This is a genomic window from Mycobacterium genavense ATCC 51234 (assembly GCF_000526915.1).
Taxonomy (GTDB): Bacteria; Actinomycetota; Actinomycetes; order Mycobacteriales; family Mycobacteriaceae; genus Mycobacterium; species Mycobacterium genavense.
Genome location: NZ_JAGZ01000005.1, coordinates 83,963 through 107,177 on the forward strand (window position 1 = coordinate 83,963; position 23,215 = coordinate 107,177).

Sequence of the window (23,215 nt, forward strand, 5' to 3'; positions counted from 1 at the left end):
ATTAATCTGACAAGCGAGGATGGTGACCTGCCTTTATCTGCCCAGAGGTCGTGTTTTACTGGAACTAGAACACGTTGCAATTGAGGAGCGCACCCTAAATGGCACCCCCCAACATTCCCGCAGACTTCGACTTCCTTGACCCCGACGTCAACCTCGCCGGGCTGCCCGTCAAGGAACTCGCCCAGCTACGCAAGGCCGAGCCGATCCACTGGGTCGACATCCCGGACGGTTCGGGCGGCTTCGAGGACTACGGCTACTGGATCGTCACCAAGCACGCCGACGCCAAAGAGGTGTCGCGCCGCAGCGACGTCTTCTCCAGCTGGCTGAACGGCGCGATTCCGACCTGGCCGCCCGAGATGAAGCGCGACCAGGTCGAACTGCAGCGCAGCGTGATGCTCAACATGGACGCCCCCCGCCACACCCGGCTGCACAAGATCATCTCCCGCGGGTTTACGCCACGGGCCATCGGACGACTGGAGGCCGAACTGTCCCAGCGCGCCGAGAACATCGCCAAGAGCGCTGCGGCGGAGGGTGGTGGCGACTTTGTCGAACAGGTCTCGTGCGAGCTGCCGCTGCAGGCCATCGCGGGGCTGTTCGGTGTCCCGCAGGAGGACCGCGACAAGCTGTTCCGCTGGTCCAACGAGATGACCGGCGGCACCGACCCCGAGTACGCCACCGTCGACTCCGCGCAGTCGTCGATGGAACTGATCGCCTACGCCATGGCGATGGCTGAGGAGCGCGGGAAGAACCCCACCGACGACATCGTCGCCACGCTCATCCAGGCCGACATCGACGGCGAGAAGCTCTCCGACGACGAGTTCGGGTTTTTCGTGGTGATGCTCGCGGTGGCCGGTAACGAGACCACCCGCAACTCGATCACGCACGGCATGATCGCATTCGCCAACAACCCCGATCAGTGGGAGCTGTTCAAGAAGGAACGGCCCACCACCGCGGCCGACGAGATCATCCGGTGGGCCACACCGGTTTCGGCGTTCCAGCGCATCGCGAACGAGGATGTCGAGTTGGGTGGCGTGCTGATCAAGAAGGGGCAGCGGGTGGTGATGTCCTACCGGTCGGCCAACTTCGACGAAGAAGTCTTCGACGACCCACACACCTTCAACATCCTGCGCGACCCGAATCCGCACGTCGGCTTCGGCGGCACCGGGGCGCATTACTGCATCGGCGCGAACTTGGCCCGCATGACGATCAACCTGATCTTCAACGCGGTCGCCGATCATATGCCGGATATCGCGTCGGCCGGCGAACCCGAGCGGCTACGGTCAGGGTGGCTTAACGGCATCAAGCACTGGCAGGTCGACTACACGGGAAAGAGTGCGGTGACGTCTTAATGGACTTCGATCTCACTGCGACGCAACAAGCCGTCGCGGATGTGGCTACGTCGGTACTGGAAAGGGATTTGGGCTGGGACGCTTTGGTCAGCGGGGGTGTGACGGCGCTCCCGGTGCCCGAGCGTCTCGGCGGCGACGGTGTCGGGCTGCCCGAGGTCGCCACGGTGCTGACCGAGGTGGGTCGGCACGGCGCCGTCACGCCGGCACTGGCCACCCTGGGCTTCGGCGTGCTGCCGCTACTCGACCTGGCTACCGATGAACAGCAGGACCGGTTCATGGCGGGCGTGCCCAAGGGCACGGTGCTGACCGCGGCGCTCAACGAGCCCGGCCGGGCGCTACCGGACCGGCCCGGCACCACCTTCGCGGACGGTCGGCTGTCGGGCACCAAAGTCGCTGTAGCCTATGCCGAGCAAGCCGAGTGGATCATCGTGACGGCCGACACCGCGGTCGTCGTGGTATCGCCGAAGGCCGAGGGCGTGGAGCTGGTCCGAACCCCGTCGTCGACCGGCGCCGCGGAGTACACGGTGACGTTCGCCGCGGTCGCGGTTCCCGACACCGACGTGCTGGCCGGCGCCACCGCGCGCCGCGTCAACGAGCTGGCATTGGCGGCGATCGGCGCCTTCACCGACGGACTGGTGGCCGGTGCGCTGCGGTTGACGGCCGACTACGTGGCCGGGCGCAAGCAGTTCGGCAAGCTGCTGTCGACCTTCCAGACCGTGGCCGCGCAGCTGGCTCAGGTCTACATCGCTTCGCGCACCATCGATTTGGCGGCGAAGTCGGTGGTCTGGCGGCTGTCCGAAGGCCGGGACGCCGACGACGACCTAGACGTGCTCGGCTACTGGATCACGTCGCAGGCCCCACCGGTGATGCAGACCTGCCACCACCTGCACGGCGGCATGGGAATGGACATCACCTACCCCATGCACCGGTACTACTCCACGATCAAGGACCTGTCCCGGCTGCTGGGCGGGTCGTCTCATCGCCTCGACCTGGTGGGAGCGCAATGTTCATAGACCTGACTCCCGAGCAGCGCCAGCTGCAAGCGGAGCTTCGCGAATACTTCTCGAACCTGATCTCGCCCGAAGAGGCGAAAGCCATGGAGTCCGACCGCCACAACGAGGCCTATCGCGCGGTGATCCGCCGGATGGGCCAGGATCGCAAGCTCGGCGTCGGATGGCCAAAGGAGTTCGGCGGCTTGGGTTTCGGCCCGATCGAGCAGTCGATCTTCGTCAACGAGGCGCATCGGGCCGACGTGCCGCTGCCCGCGGTCACGTTGCAGACCGTCGGACCGACCCTGCAGCAATACGGCAGCGAGCTGCAGAAGAAGAAGTTCCTGCCCGCTATTCTCGCCGGCGAGGTGCACTTCGCGATCGGTTACACCGAGCCGGAGGCCGGCACCGACTTGGCATCGCTGCGAACCACCGCGGTGCGCCAGGGCGACGAGTACATCGTCAACGGCCAGAAGGTCTTCACCACCGGCGCCCACGACGCCGACTACGTCTGGCTGGCCTGTCGCACCGACCCGGAAGCCGTTAAGCACAAGGGCATCTCGATCCTGATCGTTGACACCAAGGATCCGGGCTACTCCTGGACGCCGATCATCCTGTCCGACGGGGCCCACCACACCAACGCCACCTACTACAACGACGTGCGGGTGCCCGCCGACATGCTCGTCGGCGAGGAGAACGGTGGATGGCGGCTGATCACCACCCAGCTCAACAACGAGCGGGTGATGCTCGGCCCGGCCGGCCGTACCGCCGGCATCTACGACCGGTTGCACGCCTGGGCGTCCAAGCCCGGCGGTGACGGCGTCACGCCGATCGACCACTCCGACGTCAAGCGGGCGCTCGGTGAGATCTACTCGATGTGGCGGATCAACGAGTTGCTCAACTGGCAGGTCGCCGCCGCCGGTGAGGAAATCAACGTGGCCGATGCCGCGTCGACGAAAGTCTTTGGGACCGAGAGCATTCAGTACATCGGCCGCCTCGCCGAGGAGATCGTCGGCAAATACGGCAACCCCGCGGAGTCGGACACCGCCGAGCTGCTGCAGTGGCTCGACTCGCAGACCAAGCGCAATCTGGTGATCACCTTCGGTGGAGGCGTGAACGAAGTGATGCGGGAAATGATCGCGGCGGCCGGCCTCAAAGTGCCGAGGGTGCCTCGATGACCGACATCAAAGAAGCGGTGGCGCAGATCGCCGCTACCGTCGTCGCCGCGCCGCGCGATGCCCGGGATCCGGTGAACCAGCCGATCATCAATAACTGGGTCGAGGCCCTCGGCGACCGCAACCCGATCTACACCGACGAGGACGCCGCCAAGGCCGCCGGCCACCCGGGGATCGTGGCCCCGCCGGCCATGATTCAGGTGTGGACGATGTTCGGGCAGGGCGGTGAGCGCCCGACCGACGACCCCATGGGCCCGATCATGCAGTTGTTCGACGACGCCGGATACATCGGCGTGGTCGCCACCAACTGCGAGCAGACCTACCACCGCTATCTGCGTCCCGGTGAGCGGGTCACGATCCATTCTGAGATGCGCGACGTCGTCGGCCCCAAGCAGACCGGGCTCGGTGAGGGCTGGTTCATCAACCAGCACATCACCTGGCGGGTCGGCGACGAGGACGTCGCCGAGATGGCTTGGCGTATCCTGAAATTCAAGCCGCGCGAGGATGCTTCGGCGTCGTCGGTCCCGGAGGACCTGGACGCCGACGCCATGATGCGTCCGGCACTGTCACGTGACACCGCATTCTTCTGGGAAGGCGTAAAGGCACACGAGTTGCGCATCCAGCGCCGGCCCGACGGCAGCCTGCAACACCCGCCGGTTCCGGCCGTGTGGCAGGACAAGGCCGATCCCATCGACTACGTGGTTGCCAGCGGACGCGGCACGCTGTACAGCTACGTCGTGCACCACGCGCCGAAGGTGCCCGGACGCACGCTGCCCTTCGTGATCGCGCTGGTCGAACTCGAAGAGGGCGTTCGTATGCTCGGCGAACTGCGCGGCGCCGACCACGCCGAAATCAAAATCGGGATGCCGGTTCGCGCAACGTATATCGACTTCCCGGCCGGTGAATCCGGCCCGGAGTGGAGCCTGTACGCCTGGGAGCCGGACGCATGAGCGCACCTGTTGTAGAAGTCGGCACCACCCTGCCCGAACTTAAGCTGGAGGGTACGCCGACTTTCATCATCTCAACAGCATTGGCCACCAGGGACTTTCAGGATGTGCACCATGACCGGGACCTGGCGCAGGCCAAGGGTTCCAAGGACATCTTCGTCAACATCCTGACCGACACCGGACTGGTGCAGCGGTATGTCACCGACTGGGCGGGGCCGACAGCGCGGATCAAATCGATCGGGCTGCGGCTCGGCGTGCCGTGGTACGCCTACGACACCGTCACGTTTTCCGGCGAGGTGATCGCCGTCGACGACGGCCTGATCACGTTGAAGGTGTTCGGCCGCAACAGCCTTGGCGACCACGTCATCGCGAACGTGACGTTGACGATCGGGGGCGCATAGATGTCAGCGGGCTTATTGAACGGCCGAGCCGCGATCGTCGGCATCGGTGCCACCGACTTCTCCAAGGACTCCGGCCGCAGCGAGCTTCGCCTGGCCGCCGAAGCGGTTCTCGATGCGTTGGACGACGCCGGGTTGAGCCCGTCGGATGTCGACGGCCTGACCACGTTCACGATGGACACCAACAACGAGACCGCGGTGGCCCGCGCGACCGGCATCGGTGACCTGAAGTTCTTCGCCCAGACGGGCTACGGCGGCGGTGCGGCGTGCGGGACCATCCTGCACGCGGCGATGGCCGTCGCGACCGGGGTGGCCGACGTCGTCGTGGCATACCGCGCGTTCAACGAACGGTCCGGCATGCGGTTCGGCCAGGTGCAGACCCGGTTGGTGGGAAATGCTGGCGTGCAGGCCGATTCGACCGCTGCCGACAACTCCTTCTCGTATCCGCACGGGCTGTCGACGCCGGCGGCGCAGGTCGCGATGATCGCTCAGCGGTACATGCACTGGTCCGGCGCGACCAGTCGGGACTTCGGCGCGATTTCGGTGGCCGACCGCAGGCACGCGGCCAAGAACCCGAAGGCTTACTTCTACGAGAAGCCGATAACCATTGAGGATCACCAGAATTCGCGGTGGATCGCCGAGCCGCTACGGCTGCTGGACTGCTGCCAGGAGACCGACGGGGCGGTCGCAATCGTGGTGACCTCGGCGGAGCGGTCGAAGGATCTCAAGCAGCGACCGGTGATCATCGAGGCCGCTGCCCAGGGTTCCAGCCCTGACCAGTACACGATGGTCAGCTACTACCGCCCCGAGTTGGGTCTGCCCGAGATGGGACTGGTCGGCCAGCAGATGTGGCAGCAATCCGGTCTGAAGCCGACCGACATCCAGACCGCGATCCTCTACGACCACTTCACGCCCTTCACGCTGATTCAGTTGGAGGAGTTGGGTTTCTGCGGCCGCGGCGAGGCCAAGGACTTCATTGCCAACGGTGCTGTCGAGATCGGCGGCCGGCTGCCCATCAACACCCACGGCGGTCAGCTGGGCGAGGCCTACATCCACGGCATGAACGGCATCGCGGAGGGTGTGCGGCAACTCCGGGGGACCTCGGTGAACCCGGTGCCCGACGTCGAGCACGTACTCGTCACCGCCGGAACCGGTGTCCCGACCTCCGGCCTGATCCTTGGCTAGCCTCCTGATCTCGCCGAACGTGAACCTAGCCGCGCGTTCGGCGCAAATAAGAGCCTAGGCAGGTACCAGTTCGACGCCGCCGAGCACCACTGCGTTGTCGCGCGACGGCGCGACGACGCCAGCCACGAAACGGCCGTCCTCTTTCCAGACGTTGACGCGCAACGTCTCGCCGGGATACGCCACACCGGCAAAGCGTGCGCCGTAGGCAGAGACCGCGCTAGCGTCACCGTCCAGCAGCGCATCGGTGATGGCCTTACACGTCATGCCGTAGGTGCACAGCCCATGCAGAATCGGCTGGGAAAACCCTGCGGCAGCAGCGAATTCGGGGTCGGAGTGCAGCGGATTGCGGTCGCCACACAGCCGGTACAGCAGCGCTTGCTGCGGCAGGATCGGCATGTCGAGCTCGAGATCCGGAGCCCGATCGGGCGCCGCGTCCGACGACCCGCCCCCTGACGGCCCGCGCTCACCGCCGAATCCGCCTTCGCCGCGGGCGAAGATCGACCGTCGCTGCGTCCACAGCACCGTGCCGTCCGGCGCAGACGCCGTGGTCTCGCTCCAGATCACCGCCGCCTTGCCCTTCCCAGATGTCGGTGAAGCGGGTGACGGCCGTGGCCGAACCCGATGGCGGCAGCGGCCCGGGCACCGCGATCCGCTCGCTGGCGTGCAGCACCTTGCTCAGCTCGATGTCGATGCCCGGGAACTGCACCGTCGGCGGCTTGGTCATGTGAAAAGACGCCGCAACATTGCCGAACGTCGGCAGCACCTGCGGGGTGTCGTCGACGAGGTAGCGCAGCTCGCGGGAGTCCATCGGATCGGCGCCCGCACCGAGCCCAAGGTGGTACAGCTGGATATCGCTACTGGACCAAGAGAATTCGAGCGGCTCCAGCTCGGCGGTCAGCGCGACCTCTACGTCGATCGGCATGTCAGTTCTCTCCTGCGATGTGCAGCGCGGCGAGATACCCGAAGGTCATCGCCGGCCCAATGGTGCCGCCCGGACCCGGATAGGTGTGTCCCATCACCGGCGCGCTGACGTTGCCCGCAGCGTACAGGCCCTCGATGACGCTACCGTCGTCGCGCAGCGCCCGGCCATGCACATCGGTACGGATACCGCCCTTGGTCCCCAGATCTCCGGGCACCATCTTGGCAGCGTAATACGGTGCGTGGGTGAGCTCACCGAGATTCGGATTGGGCTTGTTGGTGGGATCGCCGTAGTACTTGTCGTACGCGCTCTCGCCGCGGTGGAAGTCCTCGTCGACACCGGTACGAGCGAACCCGTTGAATCGCGCCACGGTCGCGGTGAACTCCGCGACCGGCAAGCCGGCTTTCGAGGCCAGCTCTTCCAGAGTGTCCGCCTTGATGATGACGCCGGATTCCATCCATTTGTTCGGAATGCGTTGTCCCGGCTGCAAACCCGCGAAGATGTAACGGTCGCGGTACTGCTGGTCGAACACCAGCCAGGCGGGAATGTTCTCGCCCGGCCCGGGTCCCTGTCCGAATTCTCCGCCATACATGTGATGGCAGGCTTCGACGTAGGGCATCGACTCGTTCATGAACCGCTTGCCCGACATATTGACGATGATCGATCCCGGCGAGTTGCGCTCCGACAACGCGAACCACGGCGCACCCACCAGCGGCACGGTCGGGCCCCACCAGGCGTCTTCCATGATATCCAGTGCGGCGCCCAGCTTTTCGCCGGCAATGATGCCGTCACCGGTGTTCGCCTTGGCGCCGACGGTCCACTCGGTGGTGATCGGTGCACGCTGGTATTTCACCCGCATCTGCTCGTTGTGCTCGAAGCCGCCACTGGCCAGAATCACGCCACGCTGGGCCCGGATCAGCTGCGGCTCGGCCGATTCGGACTCGGCGGCGGAGCGCGCGTAGACACCCCGAACGACGCCGTCCTCGACGTACAGATCGGTGAAAGCGGTGTTCAGCCGGACCGGAACCCCGGCCCGCTGCAAGCCAATACGCAATGGACCGATCAGGGCCCGGCCCATCCCGACCAGGTTTTTGCCGGTCGCCTTCGCCCACATCGTGCGGGCGCCGACCTTCAAACTGCGCAGCACACCTCGCGGGTGTCGCTTCAGCATGTTCAGTCGGACGTAGTCCTGCTGCATCACAACCACGTTGAGTGGCACCTTGCCATAAGCGGGTTCAAGTCCGGCTTCATCCGGACCGAGCTTGCGTGCGTTGAACGGTTTGGGCTCGATCGAGCGCCCCTCCGCGCGACCGCCGGGAGCCTCCGGGTAGTAGTCGGAGTAGCGCGGCACCCAGCACATCTTCAGCGGCGTGTTCTTCAGCACGAACGACAGCATCTCGGGACCGCGCTGCAAGTAGGTGTCGATGCGCTCCGGGTCGACGACATCGCCGACGATGCCGTGCAGGTAGGTGCGCGCAGCCTCGGGTGTGTCTTTCACCCCGTCGCGTTTGAGGACCTCGTTGTTCGGGATCCACACGCCACCCCCCGAGCGTGCGGTGGAGCCGCCGAAATGCGAGGCCTTCTCGATGACTAAGGTCGAAAGGCCTCGGTGCGCGGCGGCGAGAGCAGCCACCATGCCGGCTCCGCCGCTCCCGACCACGACGACGTCGTACTCCTGCGCTGTCATGTAGAACACGTTATAGAATTGCCCGGGCTGGCCGCTACCGGCCCGGTCAAACGGACGAGGGGACTTCGGTAAATGCTCAGTGTTGCGACCCGCGACGAGCTGGCTGCCGACCTGGCGCAAGCCGAACGCAGCCGTGAACCGATCGCCCCGTTGACGTCCGTGCACCCCGACATCGACGTCGTCGACGCCTACGAAATTCAGCTGATCAACATCCGGCAGCGGGTCGCCGAGGGCGCCCGGGTGCTGGGTCACAAGGTCGGCCTGTCCAGCAAGGCGATGCAGCAGATGATGGGTGTCGACGAGCCCGACTACGGCCATCTGCTCGACGAGATGCAGGTGTTCGAGGACATCCCGGTCAAGGCGGACAGGTACCTGTACCCGCGGGTGGAGGTCGAGGTCGGATTCATCCTGGCCGACGACCTGCCGGGCGCCGGGTGCACCGAAGAGGACGTGCTGGCGGCCACCGAAGCCCTGGTGCCCTCGATCGAGTTGATCGACACCCGGATCACCGACTGGAAGATCGCGTTGTGCGACACCATCGCCGACAACGCCTCGTCGGCGGGTTACGTGCTGGGTAAGGCCCGGGTCTGGCCGGCCGACATCGATGTCAAGACCATCGACGCGGTGCTCACCCGCAACGGAGAGGTGATCGCCGAGGGCCGCAGCGACGCCGTGCTGGGCAATCCGGTGACCGCGGTGGCGTGGCTGGCCCGAAAAGTGGAAAGCTTTGGGGTGAGGCTGCGTAAAGGTGACGTAGTGCTGCCCGGATCGTGCACTCGAGCGATCGACGCCCGCGCCGGTGACGACTTCGTCGCGGAGTTCACGGGCCTGGGTTCGGTCCATTTGTCGTTCGAATAGGCTCGGATTAGTTTAGTCAAATTTCGAAAGGCAGCATCATGCCGTCAAAGGCGAGTGTGGCGATTGTCGGGTCGGGAAATATCAGCACCGACTTGCTGTACAAACTGCTTAGATCCGAGTGGCTGGAACCGCGCTGGATGGTGGGCATCGACCCGGAGAGCGAAGGCCTGGCGCGGGCCCGCAAGCTGGGGCTGGAGACCACCCACGAGGGCGTCGACTGGCTGCTCGCCCAGTCCGAGAAACCGGACATGGTGTTCGAGGCCACCAGCGCCTATGTGCACCAGGACGCGGCGCCGAAATACGAGGCCGCCGGGATCCGGGCCGTTGACCTGACGCCGGCCGCGGTGGGCCCGGCGGTCATTCCGCCGGCGAACCTGCGCCAGCACCTGGATGCGCCGAACGTCAACATGATCACCTGCGGGGGCCAGGCGACCATTCCCATCGTCTATGCCGTGTCCAGAGTGGTCGACGTGCCCTACGCCGAGATCGTGGCCTCGGTGGCGTCGGTGTCCGCCGGGCCGGGCACCCGGGCCAACATCGACGAGTTCACCAAGACCACCAGCAGGGGCGTGGAGACGATCGGCGGCGCCGAGCGCGGCAAGGCGATCATCATCTTGAACCCGGCCGATCCGCCGATGATCATGCGCGACACCATTTTCTGCGCCATCCCCGAGGATGCCGACCACGACGCGATCGCCAAGTCCATTCACGACGTGGTCGCCGAGGTGCAGACCTACGTGCCCGGCTACCGGCTGCTCAACGAGCCGCAGTTCGACGAGCCGTCGGTGGTCAACGGCGGCAACCACGTGGTGACGACGTTCGTCGAAGTCGAGGGCGCCGGCGATTACCTGCCGCCGTATGCCGGAAATCTCGACATCATGACGGCCGCGGCCACCAAGGTCGGCGAAGAAATCGCCAAGGAGACGCTAGCGGTCACCGGAGGTGCGCGATGACGACCGATATCTTCTTCAACCCGGTGTGGGACGTGCGCGTGACGGACACGTCGCTGCGCGACGGCTCCCATCACAAACGCCACCAATTCACCAAGGACGAGGTCCAGGCCATCGTCTCGGCCCTCGACGCGGCCGGGGTGCCGGTGATCGAGGTGACCCACGGCGACGGACTGGGCGGGTCGTCGTTCAACTACGGCTTCTCCAAGACCCCCGAGCAGGAGCTGATCAAGCTCGCCGCACAGACGGCCAAAGAGGCCAAGATCGCGTTCCTGATGCTGCCCGGCGTGGGTACCAAAGAGGACATCAAAGAGGCGCAGAACAACGGCGGATCGATCTGCCGGATCGCCACCCACTGCACCGAGGCCGACGTGTCGATCCAGCACTTCGGGCTGGCCCGCGTGCTGGGCCTGGAAACCGTCGGGTTCTTGATGATGGCCCACACCATCCCGCCGGAGAAGCTGGCGGCCCAGGCCCGGATCATGGCCGACGCCGGCTGCCAGTGCGTGTACGTCGTCGACTCCGCCGGCGCCCTGGTGCTCGACGGCGTGGCCGACCGGGTCTCGGCCCTGGTCGCCGAGCTCGGCGACGACGCCCAGGTCGGCTTCCACGGCCACGAGAACCTCGGGCTCGGCGTGGCCAACTCCGTTGAAGCCGTGCGCGCGGGTGCCAAGCAGATCGACGGCAGTGTGCGTCGGTTCGGTGCGGGCGCGGGTAACGCGCCGGTGGAGGCCCTGATCGGCGTCTTCGACAAGATCGGCGTCAAGACCGGCATCGACTTCTTCGACATCGCCGACGCCGCCGAGGACGTGGTGCGTCCGGCCATGCCGGCCGAATGCCTGCTCGACCGCAACGCGCTGATCATGGGCTACTCGGGCGTCTACTCGAGCTTCCTCAAGCACGCCGTGCGCCAGGGCGAGCGGTACGGCGTCCCGGCTCACGAGCTGTTGCACCGGGCGGGCCAGCGCAAGCTGATCGGCGGCCAGGAGGACCAGCTGATCGACATCGCGCTGGAGATCAAGCGCGAACGCGACAGCGACGCCGCGGTCGCGCGCTGACTGCACCGCAACACAGCGCGAGCACAGCGTGGCCACAGCCGCCGCGCGTAATCTCGCTTGCATGAGGACGACATCCAACAACAGCCGCGGATGGTACGGCCTACTCGCCGGGGGCTACTTACCGCAACCGCTGCAACCCTGATCGCGCTGCCCTTGGCGGGCACGGCCAACGCGGATCCGTGCAATCAGACCGTGGGGCAATCCATCGACGCCTACCTGAGTCGGCATCCCGACGTGAAGGCGACGCTGTCCGCCAAGTCCCAAGCCGAAGGTGGCGGCCCCAGCGTGATCGACTACCTGAATCGCCATCCGGATGTCCGGCAGCACCTGATCGACCTGTCCCAGCAGTGCGCTCCCTAGTGAGCCGGCCTCGTCCTTGCACGGCGCCGTCGACGCGCTGGAATGTTCGCCATTGACAAAAAAGTAGAACACGTTCTAGCGTCTAGGCGTGTTCTCTGATCCCCTTACCGCTGCGATCGCAGAGGCCGAGCAACTGGTGGCGGCCGCACCGTTCATAGAGACCGAGGCCGACCTGCTCGAAGGGTTGCAATACCTGGCCGGCTGTATCTCGGGCTGTATCCATCTGGCGGTCGACTACGACCGCGACCATCCCTTCCTACAGTCGGGCACCGGGCCGTTCACCAAGATGGGCCTGGACAACCCCGACACCCTTTACTTCGGTGCCCGGGTACACGCCAACCACGAGTACGTGGTCACCGGCAGGCGTGGAACGACGACCGACCTGAGTATCCAGCTGCTCGGCGGTGAGTACACCGACGACTTCGTGCCGGTCAGCCAGGCCGCCTTCGACGATCGAGAGCTAGAGATCGCCTCCGACGGCAGCTTCGAGTGGCGGGTAACACCGACCAGCCCCGGACAGCTGGTGATCCGGGAGGTCTACGGCGACTGGTCGGCGCAGCGCGGCACGTTGGCCATTGCCCGAACGGACACCGCGGGCACCGCGCCGCCGCCGTTGACCCGCGCGCTCATCGAAAAGCGTTACGCTACAGCAGGAAAGCAACTTATCCAGCGGGTGAAGACCTGGCTGCAGTTCCCGCAATGGTTTTACCTCGACCTCCCGGTCAACACCATGGTGCCGCCGCGGCTGACGCCCGGTGGACTGTCGACCCAGTACTCGTCGGTCGGGCACTTCGACCTGCAACCGGATCAGGCGATGGTGATCACCATCCCGGTGTCCGACGCGCCCTACCTCGGCTTCCAGTTGGGCAGCCTGTGGTACATCTCGCTGGACTACATCAACCATCAGACGTCGCTGAATAACACGCAGGCGCAGACGGATCCGGACGGCAAGGTCCGCATGGTGGTTGCCGACCAGAATCCCGGGGTGACGAACTGGCTTGAAACGCTCGGCCATCGGCGCGGCTTCTTGCAGTTCCGCTGGCAGCGGGTGTCGCGCGAGCTCACCGACGCCGAGGGCCCCACCGTCGAGGTGGTCGACATTGACAAGGTGCCGGCCGCGTTGCCGTACTTCGACCACAACAAGATCTCCGAGGACGACTGGCGAGAGCGAATCGTGCTGCGCCAGCAACAAATTCAAGCAAGGATGCTGGGGTGACGATGTCGGGAATGCTCAAGAAAAAGGTAGTCGTCATCAGTGGCGTCGGACCGGGTCTCGGTACCACGCTGGCCCACCGATGCGCCTGCCACGGGGCCGACCTGGTGCTGGCGGCACGCACAATCGAGCGGCTCGAAGAGATCGCCCAGCAACTCAAGGACGCCGGCCACCAGGCCCTGGCGGTATCGACCGACATCACCGACGACGACCAGGTGGCCAATCTCGTCGAGCAGACGATGTCGACCTACGGCAAGGTTGACGTGCTGATCAACAACGCGTTTCGCGTGCCGTCGATGAAGCCGTTGGCCGGCACCACATTTCAGCACATCCGCGACGCGATCGAGCTCAGCGCGCTCGGGGCGCTGCGGTTGATCCAGGCCTTCACGCCCGCGCTGGAAGCCGCCAAGGGTTCGGTCGTCAACGTCAACTCCATGGTGCTGCGGCATTCGCAGGCGAAGTACGGCGCCTACAAGATGGCCAAGTCCGCCTTGCTGTCCATGTCGCAGTCGCTGGCCACCGAACTGGGGGAGAAGGGTATTCGAGTCAATTCGGTTGCACCAGGCTATATCTGGGGTGACACGCTGCAGGCATATTTCAACCATCAGGCCGGCAAGTACGGCACCACGGCCGAGGAGATCTACCAGGCCACCGCGGCCAACTCCGATCTCAAGCGGCTGCCCACCGAAGACGAGGTGGCCTCGGCGATTCTGTTCATGGCCAGCGACCTGTCCAGCGGTATCACCGGGCAGACCTTGGACGTCAACTGCGGGGAGTACCACGCCTGATGGCGGAACGCACCGACGTCGGCACGGTCGAGGACATGCACGTGTCGGCGACCAAGCTGGTCGGGCTCGACGACTTCGGCGTCGACGACGACAACTACCGCGAGGCCCTCGGTGTGCTGTTGGAGTCCTACCGACGTGATGCCGGCCTAACTCCGTTGGGCAGCAAGATGAATCGATTCTTCCTGCGCGGCGCGTTGGTGGCCAGGTTGTTCGCCGAGTCCGCCTGGAAGCAGTACCCGCAGTACGCCGACGTCGCGATCGAGCGGCCGATCTTCGTCACCGGGCTGCCCCGCACCGGCACCACGATTCTGCATCGCCTGCTGGGCGCGGACCCTGTCCATCAGGGCCTGCACTTGTGGCTGGCGGAGTTCCCGCAGCCGCGTCCGTCGCGCGACGAATGGGACTCAAACCCGTGGTACAGCTCGCTGAACGCACAGTACGAGAAGGCTCACGCGGAGAACCCGGAGTACACCGGCCTGCATTTCATGGCCGCCTACGAGCTGGAGGAGTGCTGGCAGCTGCTGCGGCAGTCGCTGCATTCGGTGTCCTACGAGACACTGTCACACCTGCCGACCTACGCGCAGTGGCTGTCGCGGCAGGACTGGACGCCGTCGTATCGGCGGCACCGCCGCAACCTTCAGCTGATTGGGCTCAACGACGCCGAAAAGCGTTGGGTGCTAAAGAATCCCAGCCATCTGTTCGCGCTGGACGCGCTGATGGCGACCTACCTGGACGCCCTGGTGATCCAAACCCACCGGCCGGTCGAGACTATAATGGCGTCGATGTGCTCGCTGGCGCAGCACACCGCCGAGGGATGGTCGACGACCTTCTCCGGAGCCCAGATCGGTGCTGACGCAATGGAAACCTGGTCGCGCGGCCTACAGCTGTTCAACACCGCGCGCGCCAAGTACGATTCCGCCCAGTTTTACGACGTCGACTACCACGACTTGATCGCCGATCCGCTCGGAACGGTCGCTGGCGTGTACCGGCACTTCGGGCTGACGCTGACCGACGAGGCCCGAAAGGCCATGGAGGACAGCCACGCCGAGAGTCAAACCGGGGCGCGCGCTCCGAAGCACAAGTACTCACTAGCCGACTACGGGCTCACTGCGGAAGAGGTCAAGGAACGGTTCGCCGGACTGTGATCGCGGGTGTAGACATCCTGCGAAGCTGTAACTGGCAACACATTTCGCGAGTTTGGGCGTCGGTAGTTACAGTCTCGCGGCAAAGTTGGATCAATCCTCGTCGGGCTGCTCCAAATAGCCCTCGGCCACCGCGTGCTCGATGCTGTCGCTCAGCCGAAGGCAGGACCTGGTTCGGGCGGGGTCACCACCGGATTTGCGCACCTCGGCGAAGTGAGCACACCGCTGCGATGCCTCGGTATTCCATTGCACCGTAGTATGTCCCGGCCCCAGCCTGCGCACTGTCACGGTGGCGTGGCAGAAGCGGCAATCCACCGGCTGCAGTCCCGACGTGAGGTAACGCTGCCGGTCGGCCAAACTGGCCTCGCGGACCGCGGCCGCCCGCCGCGGATCGTTCGTGAAATCCCTAGACTTCGACCAGGATCCAGACCCGCGATTGCGGTCCGGCTTGTCGTCGTGGTCGCCGCCGTCGCCATGCAGCAGCATGGATCGGGCGAGCCGATCGACGTCGGGAACCGCCGGCTGATCGTCAGGCATGAGAGTCAGTGTTGTTCGGCTGGAACGTCCTGGGCAGCACGGGCTTCGGCCTCCTGTGCTTTGAGGTTTTCGGCGACCTCGACGTTCCAGTGCTCGATGGCACGCGTGGTGTCGACCTCGATCTCGAAGCGCTCCACCATTTCCGGCTCGATGTCGGCCACGTCGACATAGAACTGCTGATACCAGCGCCGCAACTGGTACACGGCGCCGTCTTCTTCGACCAGCAGCGGGTTGTCGATCCGGGTCTTGTGCTTCCAGATCTCGACGTCCTGCAGGAAGCCCTTACTGACACCTTCGGTGAAGACACGCGACAGCTTCTCGGTCATCTTTTCGTCCATGCCCTTGGGCTTTTCGACGATGACGCCCCATTGCAGCACGAACGAGTTCTGGGTCACCGGGTAGTGGCAGTTGATCAGAATCGACTCCGCCTTGTAGCCGCCGTAGCTGTTGTGCAGCCAGTTGATCATGAACGACGGGCCGAAGTAGGACGCTTCGGAATCCAGATGCGCCTCGCCGTAGGACGTCCCTAGATCGTTGACGTCGGGGCGGCCGACGTTGTGCAGGTACTGCGAGGCGATGTGACCCTCGAAGACGTTCTTGAAGTACGTCGGCAACCCGAAGTGGATGTAGAAGAAGTGCGCCATATCGGTGACGTTGTCGATGATCTCGCGGCAGTTGGATCCCTCGATGAGGATGCTGTTCCACCGCCAGTCGGTCCACTCGTCACTGTGGGATTCCGGGATGTCGGGAATGCGGACGGCGGGGTCGGGCGGGTTGTTCTCGTGGTCATGCCAGACGAACAGCAGGCCGCCGCGGACGTCGGTCGTCCACGACCGGGTGCGCGCGGTCTTGGGCGTGCGCTTGGCGTACGGCACCAGCTTGCAGCGGCCGTCGCCGCCCCAGCGCCAGTCGTGGAACGGGCAGGCGACCTCGTCGCCCTTGACGGTGCCCATGGAAAGGTCGCCGCCCATGTGCCGGCAGTATGCGTCGAGGACCTTGATCTCTCCGTGGGAATCCGCGAAGACCACCAGGTTGGTGCCGAAGGCCTGGATCGAGTGCGGCTTGCCGTCCTGGAAGTCCTTTGCGACGCCCAGGCAGTGCCAACCGCGGGCGTATCGGGTCGGCAACGCGCCGGGATCGATTTCCCGGATGCCGACCGCCTTGGTGTCGGTACTCACCTGTCACCTCCAACTTGCGTGCCCTCTAACTAGAACACGTTACAGTTTTTGGATACGTGCGCGCAACGACAGCGGTCCTAGCTGCGTTGTCCGGGAGCGGGTTCATGCTTGGGGTATATCTAGACGATGCCACTGTTTGCTTTCGAGGGGCGGGCACCTCGGAACGATCCGACAGCTTTCGTGGCGCCGACCGCGACCCTGATCGGCGACGTCACGGTCGAGGCCGGGGCGTCGGTCTGGTTCAACGCCGTGCTGCGCGGCGACAATGGACCGATCGTCGTGCGGGAAGGCGCCAACGTGCAGGACGGGTCGGTGCTGCACGCCCCGCCCGGCATCCCCGTCGATATCGGGCCGGGTGCAACGGTGGCGCACATGTGCGTCATTCACGGCGTACACGTCGGTTCCGAGGCGCTGATCGCCAACCACGCCACTGTTCTCGACGGCGCGGTGATCGGTGCCTGCAGCCTCGTCGCGGCGCATTCTCTGGTCACCGCACGCACGCAGATCCCGCCCGGCGTGCTCGTCGTCGGGTCACCGCAGGCACGCAGATCCCGCCCGGCCTGCTCGTCGTCGGGTCACCGGCCCAGATCAAGGGCCCGATCGCCGGAACCGGCGCGGAGATGTGGATCAACCTGAACCCGCAGGCCTATCGCGACCTAGCGCAACGGCATCTCGCCGGGCTAGAGCCGATCTAGGTCAATGCGCGAGTTCGGTCGGCTGGTATCCCGCCGCCAACTTCAGCACCCGGTTGCAGAAGTCGACCACATACACGTCGTCCTGGGGCCCGACCGCGATCCCGTACGGCGCAAGAGATCGGCGAAAGGCAGCACGCACAACCTGTTCGAGCCCGCCGTCAGTCGTAGCACCCAATTGTTGTTCAGGTCGGTGACGTAGACGCTGTTGTTGTGGTCGATGGCCACGCTGTTCGGGAAGTTCAAACCGGTGAACGGGAGGATGACCGGGGTGGTCGTTCCCGCGGCCAGCTTCTGTACCCGGTTGTTGCCGGCGTCGGCGACGTAGACGGCGTCGGTGCTGTCCACCGCGCGATCGTAGGGCTGGTTGAGTTCGATAAACGGCACCGGAACCTGAACGGTCGAGCCGACGGGCAACTCGAGCACCTGATTGTTCTTGAAGTCGGCGACGTAGACGTTGCCGGCGCTGTCTGCGGTCACGCCGTGGGGCTCGGTCAGACCGGTGAATGGAAGCTCGATCTGAGTTTTGGAGCCGGCGGGGATCTCCAGCACCCGCTTGTTGTTCTCGTCGACGGCGTAGAGGTTGCCCTTGTTGTCCACCGCCAGACCGGCCGGACGGTTGAGCCCGGTGAACGGCAACTCGATTGGCGTGTTGGAGCCGGCCGGCAATTCCAGCACCCGATTGCCGCCCGAGTCGGCGACGTACACGTTGCCCGCGCTATCCACCTCCACCCCTTCGGGATCCGCGAGGGTGAACGGCAGCACGACTGCGCCGGGGGCGGGCGGCGCAATGCTTGAGGTCACGGTCTGGGTGGACGCGGTGCTACCCGACGAGGTGCGCGCGAACGCGAAGTATGCGGCCACGCCGAGGATCGCAACGAGGACGACGGCCGCGGCGCTCATGATCGTGAGGGAGGACCCCGACCACCGTCGCTGCGGTTTGGCCTTGGCAGGCGCCTCGAACTCCCAATCGTCGTCCATGCGCCGGCTCCTCAACCACCACGGTGTTCGCGACACCAGGACACTACCGCGCGGCATTCCCGACGCATAGCGAGTTCAGTTGAAAATGCCCGTCGCACGCGAAATACCGCTTAGCCTCCCAGTGCTATCGGCTCGTATCCGGCCGGCAATTTAAGCACCCGGTTGTGGTAGTCGAGGACGTAAACGTCGCCTTGAGCGCTCACCGCCACCTCGAACGGGGCGACCATATTCTCGAAGGGCAGCCTCCACACGGCATTCGAGCCGGCCATGAGTTTGAGCACCCGATTGTTGTTCAGGTCGGTCACGTAGACGTTGTTGCCGTGGTCGACGGTCACGCTGTTCGGAAAGTTCAGGCCGGTGAACGGGAGCTCGACCGGGGTGGTGCTTCCGGCGGCCAATTTCACGACCCGGTTGTTGCCGGCATCGGCCGCGTAGACGGTGTCGGCATCGTCCACGGCAAGGTCGTATGGCTGCTTGAGGCCACCGAATGGCAACTCGGCCTGAGTATTCGAGCCCGCGGGTAATTCCAGCACCCGATTGCCATGAAAGTCGGCGACGAACACGCTGCCGCGGCTGTTCACCCCGATTCCGTGCGATTCGTCCAGGCCGGTGAACCGCAATTCGATCTGCGTGCTGGAGCCTGCCGGTAGTTTCAGTACCCGCCGGTTGTTCTGGTCGACCACATAGAGCGCGTTACCCCATCCGCCGCGAGACCGCCCGGAGCCTTCAGGCCGGTGAACGGGAGCGCAATCGGGTTGTCGGAGCCGGCTTTCAGCTCCAGCACTTGGTTGCTGGCCGCGTCGGAGGCGCACACATTGCCCGCACTGTCGGCCTCCAGCCCGTCGGCGTCCACGAGCTGGAACGGCAATGCGACCTGGCGGGGCGGGGCCGGACGACTCGGCGATGGGGCCAGCGCCGGTGCGGCGTGAGTCGCCGATGTCCGTTTGAAGACCACGTAACCGCAGACGGCGACGATCGCGACGACGATCAGGATCGCGGCGCCCGTGACCACCATTACGCGTCGGCGGGGCGAGGACCGATCCGTTGCGGGCGTTCCGAACTCGACTTCGTCCATGGGATTCAGCACAATACCGTGTGACGTCGCACACGAACAGGATGAACCAGGTGAATTCCGGAGGGCCTAACACCTTGCGGGTGCTGGCGGCCGCGCGGTCCATCTCCCAATACGCGCGCAGCGCAACGAGTTTGCCCTCGTCGTTCGCCTTGTACGTGAACACGCCTTCGGCCGTCGTCTGGTAGTCGCCCGTCGTGATCAGGATGTGGCCGACGTTGGCTTCCTCGTTGCCGCACTGGTAGGTATCGCGGAAGAAGAACTCGATCTTGGTGGTGGGGGCGATGGCCTTGTCCCAGAACGCCGAGATGGCGTCGCGGCCCCGGTGTCCGTTGCCCTCGGGGTCGAAGGCCGACGGTCCGATGGGATCCTCGACAATCGCGTCGTCGGTGAACACCGCGAGCCAGGCTTCTGTGTCCCTGGCCCCGACCGCCTCGCGCGAGCGTCGGCCGGCCTCGTGAGCGGGATGTGCGTTCACGCGCTTGCTTTTTCGGGCTTGTCCGCCCCGACCACCCACATTGAGAAGTACTGGGAACCGCCACCGTAGGCATGTCCCAACGCTTTTCGGGCGCCCGGCACCTGGTGGTCACCGCCCTTGCCCATCACCTGGATCGCCGACTCGGCGAAGCGGATCAGGCCCGAGGCGCCGATCGGGTTCGACGACAGCACACCGCCGGAGGGGTTCACCGGCAGCTTGCCGCCGATCCTGGTCTCGCCTGCCTCGGTGAGCTTCCAGCCCTCGCCCTCGGGGGCGAAGCCCAGACTTTCCAACCACATTGGCTCGAACCACGAGAACGGCACGTAGATCTCTGCGGCGTCGATCTCGTCGATCGGACTCTTGATACCGGCCGCCTCCCACAGTGCCGCCGCCGCATCGCGGCTGGCCTGCGGGCTGACCTGGTCACGGCCGGCGAACTGCAGCGGCTCGGTGCGCAGCGCGGTGGCGTGAATCCAGGCCACCGGCTGTCCTTGCGCCAGGCGGGCTTCGGCGATCTCCTCGTTACCGATCATGACCGCCGCGGCGCCGTCCGACGACGGGCAGGTCTCGTCGTAGCGGATCGGGTCCCACAGCATCGGGGACTCCATCACCTTCTCGACGGTGATGTCGGGCTGGTGCAGGTGCGCCAGCGGGTTGCGGGCCCCGTTGAGCCGGTCTTTGACCGCGACGATGGCACCGATGTTCAACGGTGCGCCCGAACGGCGGATGTACGACCGCACGTGCGGGGCGAAGTACCCGCCCGCCGCGGCGCCCACCGGTTTGATGAACGGAATCGGAATCGACAACGCCCACATGGCATTTGATTCCGACTGCTTCTCCCAGGCCATCGCCAGTACCCGCCTGTACTTGCCGGACTGCACCAGGTTGGCCGCCACGATCGCGGTGGATCCACCGACCGAACCCGCGGTGTGCACCCGGATCAGCGGCTTGCCGGTGGCTCCCATGGCGTCGGCCATGAACAGCTCCGGCATCATGACGCCCTCGAAGAAGTCCGGCGCCTTGCCGACCACGACCGCGTCGATGTCGTCGAAGGTGGAACCGGAGTCTGCCAGCGCCCGATCGATCGCCTCGCGCACCAGGCCATTCATCGAGACGTCTTTGCGCTTGGCCACGTACTTGGTCTGCCCGGTACCCAGTACCGCGGCAAGGTGCGCTCCTGTACCGGCCATCAGTTCTTTCCTTCCATGACCGCGACCAGGTTCTGTTGCAGCGCGGGGCCACTGGTGGCGTGCGCTAGCACCCGATTCGCAGAGCCGTCCCAGATATGTTGTGCGGCAAATCCGATGCGTTCCAGACCGGCGGAGAACATCGGGTTGGCCGACAGCGCTCCACCGGACGGATTGACTTTCGTCTTCCCCGGGATCCGGATGGCGTCCATGAGGATCAGGTGCTGGTGGGTGAACGGCGCGTGGATTTCGGCGACGTCGAGGTTGGCGGTGGTGCCGCCGGTGGCCACCTTGGTCGCGGCCCGCGTCGACGGGGAATCGGTGAGATCGCGCGCACCGAGCACCGGAGTTTCGAGGCGATGCTCGATTCCGGTTATCCAGGCCGGGTTTTCGCGCAGTTCGCGAGCGCGGTCGTCGGCGGCCAGCACGATCGCAGCGGCGCCGTCGGTGATCGGTGCGATGTCGTGCCGTCGCAGCGGATCGGCGAAGAAGGGGCGATCCAGCAGGCCTTCGACATTGACCGCCGATTCCACCTTGTCGACCCGGCGGGCGTTGGCGAACGAGTCGAATGCGACACGGGCCATTTGGATTTCGGTCCACTTACCGGCGTCGAGGCCCAAGCGAGCCTGCAGTCCGGCGATCGACACCGAGTCCGGCCACAGCGGCGCGACGGTGTAGGGGTCGGTCTGCCGCGAGAGGATCTGGCGCAGGTTGCCGGCCGAGGACTTGCCGAAGCCGTACACCAGCGCGGTGTCCACCTCGCCGGTCAGGATCTTGATGTAGGCCTCGTAGAGGGCCCAGGCCGCGTCCATCTCGACGTGCGACTCGTTGATCGGCGGAACAGCGCCGATCGAGTCGATTGTCGAGATGAACGAAAAGGCCCGTCCGGCAAGGTAATCGGACGATCCGGAGCACCAGAAGCCGATGTCGGTCCGCGCGATGCCCAGCTCCTCGTACAGCTGGGCGAAGCACGGAATCAACATCTCGACGCCGTTCGTGGTGCCGTCGGTGCGACGGACATGCGGGGCGTGGGCAAAGCCGACGACCGCAACTTTGCGTTCGCTCATGTACAGGTGGGCCCTTTACAGGTGGTGCTTGTAGGTGTCGTACTCGGCGTCCGGTTCTCCGGTCGGCCGGAAGTACTCGATGTTGTCGATGCCGAAACCCCATTCTTCCCGGGGCTTCCACACCGCTTCCACGCGCATGCCCATTCGTACCTCGTGCGCGTCCACGTCGGCGACCAAATGCAGGAACGGGATGTCGGCGCCGTCCAGCAGCACATACGCGGCCACGTAGGGCGGCTTGATGCGCTGACCCTGGAACGGGATGTTGATGATCGCGAACGTCGTCACGGTGCCCTTGTCCGGCAGCTCGACGAAGTCGGTCGTCGGCTTACCGGTGGCCGGGTCCGCGCCGTGCGGCGGGAAGTAGACCTTGCCCTTTTCGCCGGTCTTGGCGCCCAGCAGCTTGCCGTCGGAGATGGCGCGCAGGTAAGCGCTTTCCTCGTGGGAGGCGCTGTGCTGAATCGTCAGCGACACCGGGGTGACGATCATCGTGACCGGTTCGTGGTCGCTGGCGGGTCCCTCGGGTTCGGCGTCCTCGCCCAGCTTGAAGTACGCGATATCGGTGATGGCGCCGACCGTCTCGTCGGCCCAGTGCACGTGTACCCGTGCACCGGTCTTGATCTTGGCCGGTTCGCCGGCGTCGACGGCGTGCAGCATCGCGGTGTCGGCCCCGTCCAGCTTGATCAGTGCCCAGGCGAACGGACGGTCCAGCGGCTCTCCGCCCAGCGGCTCGGCCTGCCAGGTCCAGGAGACGACGGTCCCGACGGATGAGACCTGTACCATCTCGCCCAGCGGTTCATAGGTGACCGGGTCGTATTCAGCCGGAGGTACATGCACCCGGCCATCCGATCCGCGCACCCCGAGGACGCGGCGCTCACGCAGTGCGGTTAAGAACTTGCTCAGCGTGGTACCGACTGAACGGGTGTAGTCGAAGGCCAGCGTCAACGGTGCTGAGAGGGGCGGCTCGGAGTGATCGGTCGTGGTCGGGCCGCTCGAAATGGCTGTCAC

General features: G+C 65.3%; 20 protein-coding genes and 4 pseudogenes. 14 read left to right on the forward strand and 10 right to left on the reverse strand.

Features of this window, described 5'->3' with window-relative positions:
• Positions 1-98: 98 nt before the first annotated feature.
• From T428_RS0112970 to T428_RS0112995, 6 genes are read left to right on the forward strand one after another with little or no spacing between them, the layout of a single operon-like run.
• Positions 99-1,349, forward strand: coding sequence for a cytochrome P450 (locus tag T428_RS0112970; protein WP_025736827.1), 1,251 nt, complete (start codon positions 99-101; stop codon positions 1,347-1,349).
• Entirely contained in the window at positions 1,349-2,362 is a 1,014-nt protein-coding gene (locus T428_RS0112975) for an acyl-CoA dehydrogenase family protein (RefSeq protein WP_025736828.1), read from the forward strand. Before T428_RS0112970 ends, T428_RS0112975 begins: the two co-directional genes overlap by 1 nt.
• Positions 2,353-3,516 (forward strand): acyl-CoA dehydrogenase FadE29, encoded by a 1,164-nt coding sequence (gene fadE29, locus T428_RS0112980; RefSeq protein WP_025736829.1) that lies wholly within the window; start codon positions 2,353-2,355, stop codon positions 3,514-3,516. The genes T428_RS0112975 and fadE29 overlap by 10 nt, the downstream gene beginning before the upstream one ends.
• Positions 3,513-4,463 carry a bifunctional MaoC family dehydratase N-terminal/OB-fold nucleic acid binding domain-containing protein gene (locus T428_RS0112985; RefSeq protein ID WP_025736830.1) on the forward strand — a complete coding sequence of 317 codons (951 nt, stop codon included), beginning with the start codon at positions 3,513-3,515 and terminating at the stop codon, positions 4,461-4,463. Before fadE29 ends, T428_RS0112985 begins: the two co-directional genes overlap by 4 nt.
• Positions 4,460-4,861, forward strand: coding sequence for a MaoC family dehydratase (locus tag T428_RS0112990; protein ID WP_025736831.1), 402 nt, complete (start codon positions 4,460-4,462; stop codon positions 4,859-4,861). The genes T428_RS0112985 and T428_RS0112990 overlap by 4 nt, the downstream gene beginning before the upstream one ends.
• Positions 4,862-6,043 (forward strand): lipid-transfer protein, encoded by a 1,182-nt coding sequence (locus T428_RS0112995; protein ID WP_025736832.1) that lies wholly within the window; start codon positions 4,862-4,864, stop codon positions 6,041-6,043.
• Between the two features lie 54 nt (positions 6,044-6,097).
• Here the strand turns inward: T428_RS0112995 and T428_RS27770 are convergent.
• Together T428_RS27770 and kstD are read right to left on the reverse strand one after the other, a co-directional pair.
• Positions 6,098-6,965: pseudogene (locus T428_RS27770) on the reverse strand (MaoC family dehydratase).
• 1 nt (position 6,966) lies between these two features.
• Complete coding sequence (kstD, locus tag T428_RS0113005) at positions 6,967-8,649, reverse strand: 3-oxosteroid 1-dehydrogenase (RefSeq protein ID WP_036468022.1); 1,683 nt, start codon at positions 8,647-8,649, stop codon at positions 6,967-6,969.
• A 72-nt stretch (positions 8,650-8,721) separates the two neighbouring features.
• Here kstD and T428_RS0113010 point away from each other — a divergent pair, with 72 nt between their 5' ends.
• From T428_RS0113010 to T428_RS0113040, 7 genes and pseudogenes are all read left to right on the forward strand, one after another.
• A complete protein-coding gene (locus T428_RS0113010) occupies positions 8,722-9,507 on the forward strand; it encodes a 2-keto-4-pentenoate hydratase (protein WP_025736834.1) in 786 nt (261 codons plus the stop codon).
• 38 nt (positions 9,508-9,545) lie between these two features.
• Positions 9,546-10,460, forward strand: coding sequence for an acetaldehyde dehydrogenase (acetylating) (locus T428_RS0113015; RefSeq protein ID WP_025736835.1), 915 nt, complete (start codon positions 9,546-9,548; stop codon positions 10,458-10,460).
• Positions 10,457-11,515, forward strand: coding sequence for a 4-hydroxy-2-oxovalerate aldolase (dmpG, locus tag T428_RS0113020; protein WP_025736836.1), 1,059 nt, complete (start codon positions 10,457-10,459; stop codon positions 11,513-11,515). Before T428_RS0113015 ends, dmpG begins: the two co-directional genes overlap by 4 nt.
• 61 nt (positions 11,516-11,576) lie before the next feature.
• Positions 11,577-11,875: pseudogene (locus T428_RS35760) on the forward strand (hypothetical protein).
• Between the two features lie 88 nt (positions 11,876-11,963).
• Complete coding sequence (locus T428_RS0113030; RefSeq protein ID WP_025736837.1) at positions 11,964-13,091, forward strand: hypothetical protein; 1,128 nt, start codon at positions 11,964-11,966, stop codon at positions 13,089-13,091.
• Positions 13,092-13,093: 2 nt separating this feature from the next.
• The gene (locus T428_RS0113035) at positions 13,094-13,876 is read left to right on the forward strand and encodes an SDR family oxidoreductase (protein ID WP_025736838.1); all 783 of its coding nucleotides are present in this window, start codon (positions 13,094-13,096) and stop codon (positions 13,874-13,876) included.
• Positions 13,876-15,021 carry a sulfotransferase family protein gene (locus tag T428_RS0113040; protein WP_025736839.1) on the forward strand — a complete coding sequence of 382 codons (1,146 nt, stop codon included), beginning with the start codon at positions 13,876-13,878 and terminating at the stop codon, positions 15,019-15,021. The genes T428_RS0113035 and T428_RS0113040 overlap by 1 nt, the downstream gene beginning before the upstream one ends.
• Before the next feature lie 90 nt (positions 15,022-15,111).
• Here T428_RS0113040 and T428_RS0113045 read toward each other — a convergent pair whose 3' ends face one another.
• Both T428_RS0113045 and T428_RS0113050 read right to left on the reverse strand, forming a co-directional pair.
• On the reverse strand, positions 15,112-15,555 hold the full coding sequence (locus T428_RS0113045; protein ID WP_025736840.1) for a hypothetical protein: 444 nt from the start codon (positions 15,553-15,555) through the stop codon (positions 15,112-15,114).
• A 5-nt stretch (positions 15,556-15,560) separates the two neighbouring features.
• Positions 15,561-16,733 carry a 3-ketosteroid-9-alpha-monooxygenase, oxygenase component gene (locus T428_RS0113050; RefSeq protein ID WP_025736841.1) on the reverse strand — a complete coding sequence of 391 codons (1,173 nt, stop codon included), beginning with the start codon at positions 16,731-16,733 and terminating at the stop codon, positions 15,561-15,563.
• A gap of 126 nt (positions 16,734-16,859) precedes the next feature.
• Here T428_RS0113050 and T428_RS27780 point away from each other — a divergent pair.
• Positions 16,860-17,428 (forward strand): annotated as a pseudogene (locus T428_RS27780) (gamma carbonic anhydrase family protein).
• Positions 17,429-17,470: 42 nt separating this feature from the next.
• Here the strand turns inward: T428_RS27780 and T428_RS27785 are convergent.
• From T428_RS27785 to T428_RS0113085, 6 genes and pseudogenes are all read right to left on the reverse strand, one after another.
• Entirely contained in the window at positions 17,471-18,406 is a 936-nt protein-coding gene (locus tag T428_RS27785) for an NHL repeat-containing protein (RefSeq protein WP_051465232.1), read from the reverse strand.
• Positions 18,407-18,516: 110 nt separating this feature from the next.
• Entirely contained in the window at positions 18,517-19,554 is a 1,038-nt protein-coding gene (locus T428_RS36090) for an NHL repeat-containing protein (RefSeq protein ID WP_425412036.1), read from the reverse strand.
• Positions 19,546-19,956, reverse strand: a pseudogene (locus T428_RS31995) (nuclear transport factor 2 family protein); the annotation flags it as partial. The gene T428_RS36090 and the pseudogene T428_RS31995, both read right to left, overlap by 9 nt.
• Positions 19,953-21,146, reverse strand: a complete 1,194-nt coding sequence (locus T428_RS0113075; protein ID WP_025736842.1) for a thiolase domain-containing protein — start codon at positions 21,144-21,146, stop codon at positions 19,953-19,955. The gene T428_RS0113075 and the pseudogene T428_RS31995, both read right to left, overlap by 4 nt.
• A complete protein-coding gene (locus T428_RS0113080; protein ID WP_025736843.1) occupies positions 21,146-22,210 on the reverse strand; it encodes a thiolase domain-containing protein in 1,065 nt (354 codons plus the stop codon). Before T428_RS0113080 ends, T428_RS0113075 begins: the two co-directional genes overlap by 1 nt.
• 15 nt (positions 22,211-22,225) lie before the next feature.
• The gene (locus tag T428_RS0113085) at positions 22,226-23,215 is read right to left on the reverse strand and encodes a Zn-ribbon domain-containing OB-fold protein (protein WP_025736844.1); all 990 of its coding nucleotides are present in this window, start codon (positions 23,213-23,215) and stop codon (positions 22,226-22,228) included.

Bases quoted from the DNA above. Each gene is read 5' to 3' on its own strand.
- T428_RS0113035 (WP_025736838.1), top strand. From the start codon at position 13,094: ATGTCGGGAATGCTCAAGAAAAAGGTAGTCGTCATCAGTGGCGTCGGA.
- T428_RS0112970 (WP_025736827.1), top strand. From the start codon at position 99: ATGGCACCCCCCAACATTCCCGCAGACTTCGACTTCCTTGACCCCGAC.
- T428_RS0112995 (WP_025736832.1), top strand. From the start codon at position 4,862: ATGTCAGCGGGCTTATTGAACGGCCGAGCCGCGATCGTCGGCATCGGT.
- dmpG (WP_025736836.1), top strand. From the start codon at position 10,457: ATGACGACCGATATCTTCTTCAACCCGGTGTGGGACGTGCGCGTGACG.
- T428_RS0113080 (WP_025736843.1), bottom strand. From the start codon at position 22,210: ATGAGCGAACGCAAAGTTGCGGTCGTCGGCTTTGCCCACGCCCCGCAT.
- T428_RS27785 (WP_051465232.1), bottom strand. From the start codon at position 18,406: ATGGACGACGATTGGGAGTTCGAGGCGCCTGCCAAGGCCAAACCGCAG.
- kstD (WP_036468022.1), bottom strand. From the start codon at position 8,649: ATGACAGCGCAGGAGTACGACGTCGTCGTGGTCGGGAGCGGCGGAGCC.
- T428_RS0113015 (WP_025736835.1), top strand. From the start codon at position 9,546: ATGCCGTCAAAGGCGAGTGTGGCGATTGTCGGGTCGGGAAATATCAGC.
- T428_RS0113045 (WP_025736840.1), bottom strand. From the start codon at position 15,555: ATGCCTGACGATCAGCCGGCGGTTCCCGACGTCGATCGGCTCGCCCGA.
- T428_RS0112985 (WP_025736830.1), top strand. From the start codon at position 3,513: ATGACCGACATCAAAGAAGCGGTGGCGCAGATCGCCGCTACCGTCGTC.
- T428_RS0112990 (WP_025736831.1), top strand. From the start codon at position 4,460: ATGAGCGCACCTGTTGTAGAAGTCGGCACCACCCTGCCCGAACTTAAG.
- fadE29 (WP_025736829.1), top strand. From the start codon at position 2,353: ATGTTCATAGACCTGACTCCCGAGCAGCGCCAGCTGCAAGCGGAGCTT.
- T428_RS0113010 (WP_025736834.1), top strand. From the start codon at position 8,722: ATGCTCAGTGTTGCGACCCGCGACGAGCTGGCTGCCGACCTGGCGCAA.
- T428_RS0113075 (WP_025736842.1), bottom strand. From the start codon at position 21,146: ATGGCCGGTACAGGAGCGCACCTTGCCGCGGTACTGGGTACCGGGCAG.
- T428_RS0113040 (WP_025736839.1), top strand. From the start codon at position 13,876: ATGGCGGAACGCACCGACGTCGGCACGGTCGAGGACATGCACGTGTCG.
- T428_RS0112975 (WP_025736828.1), top strand. From the start codon at position 1,349: ATGGACTTCGATCTCACTGCGACGCAACAAGCCGTCGCGGATGTGGCT.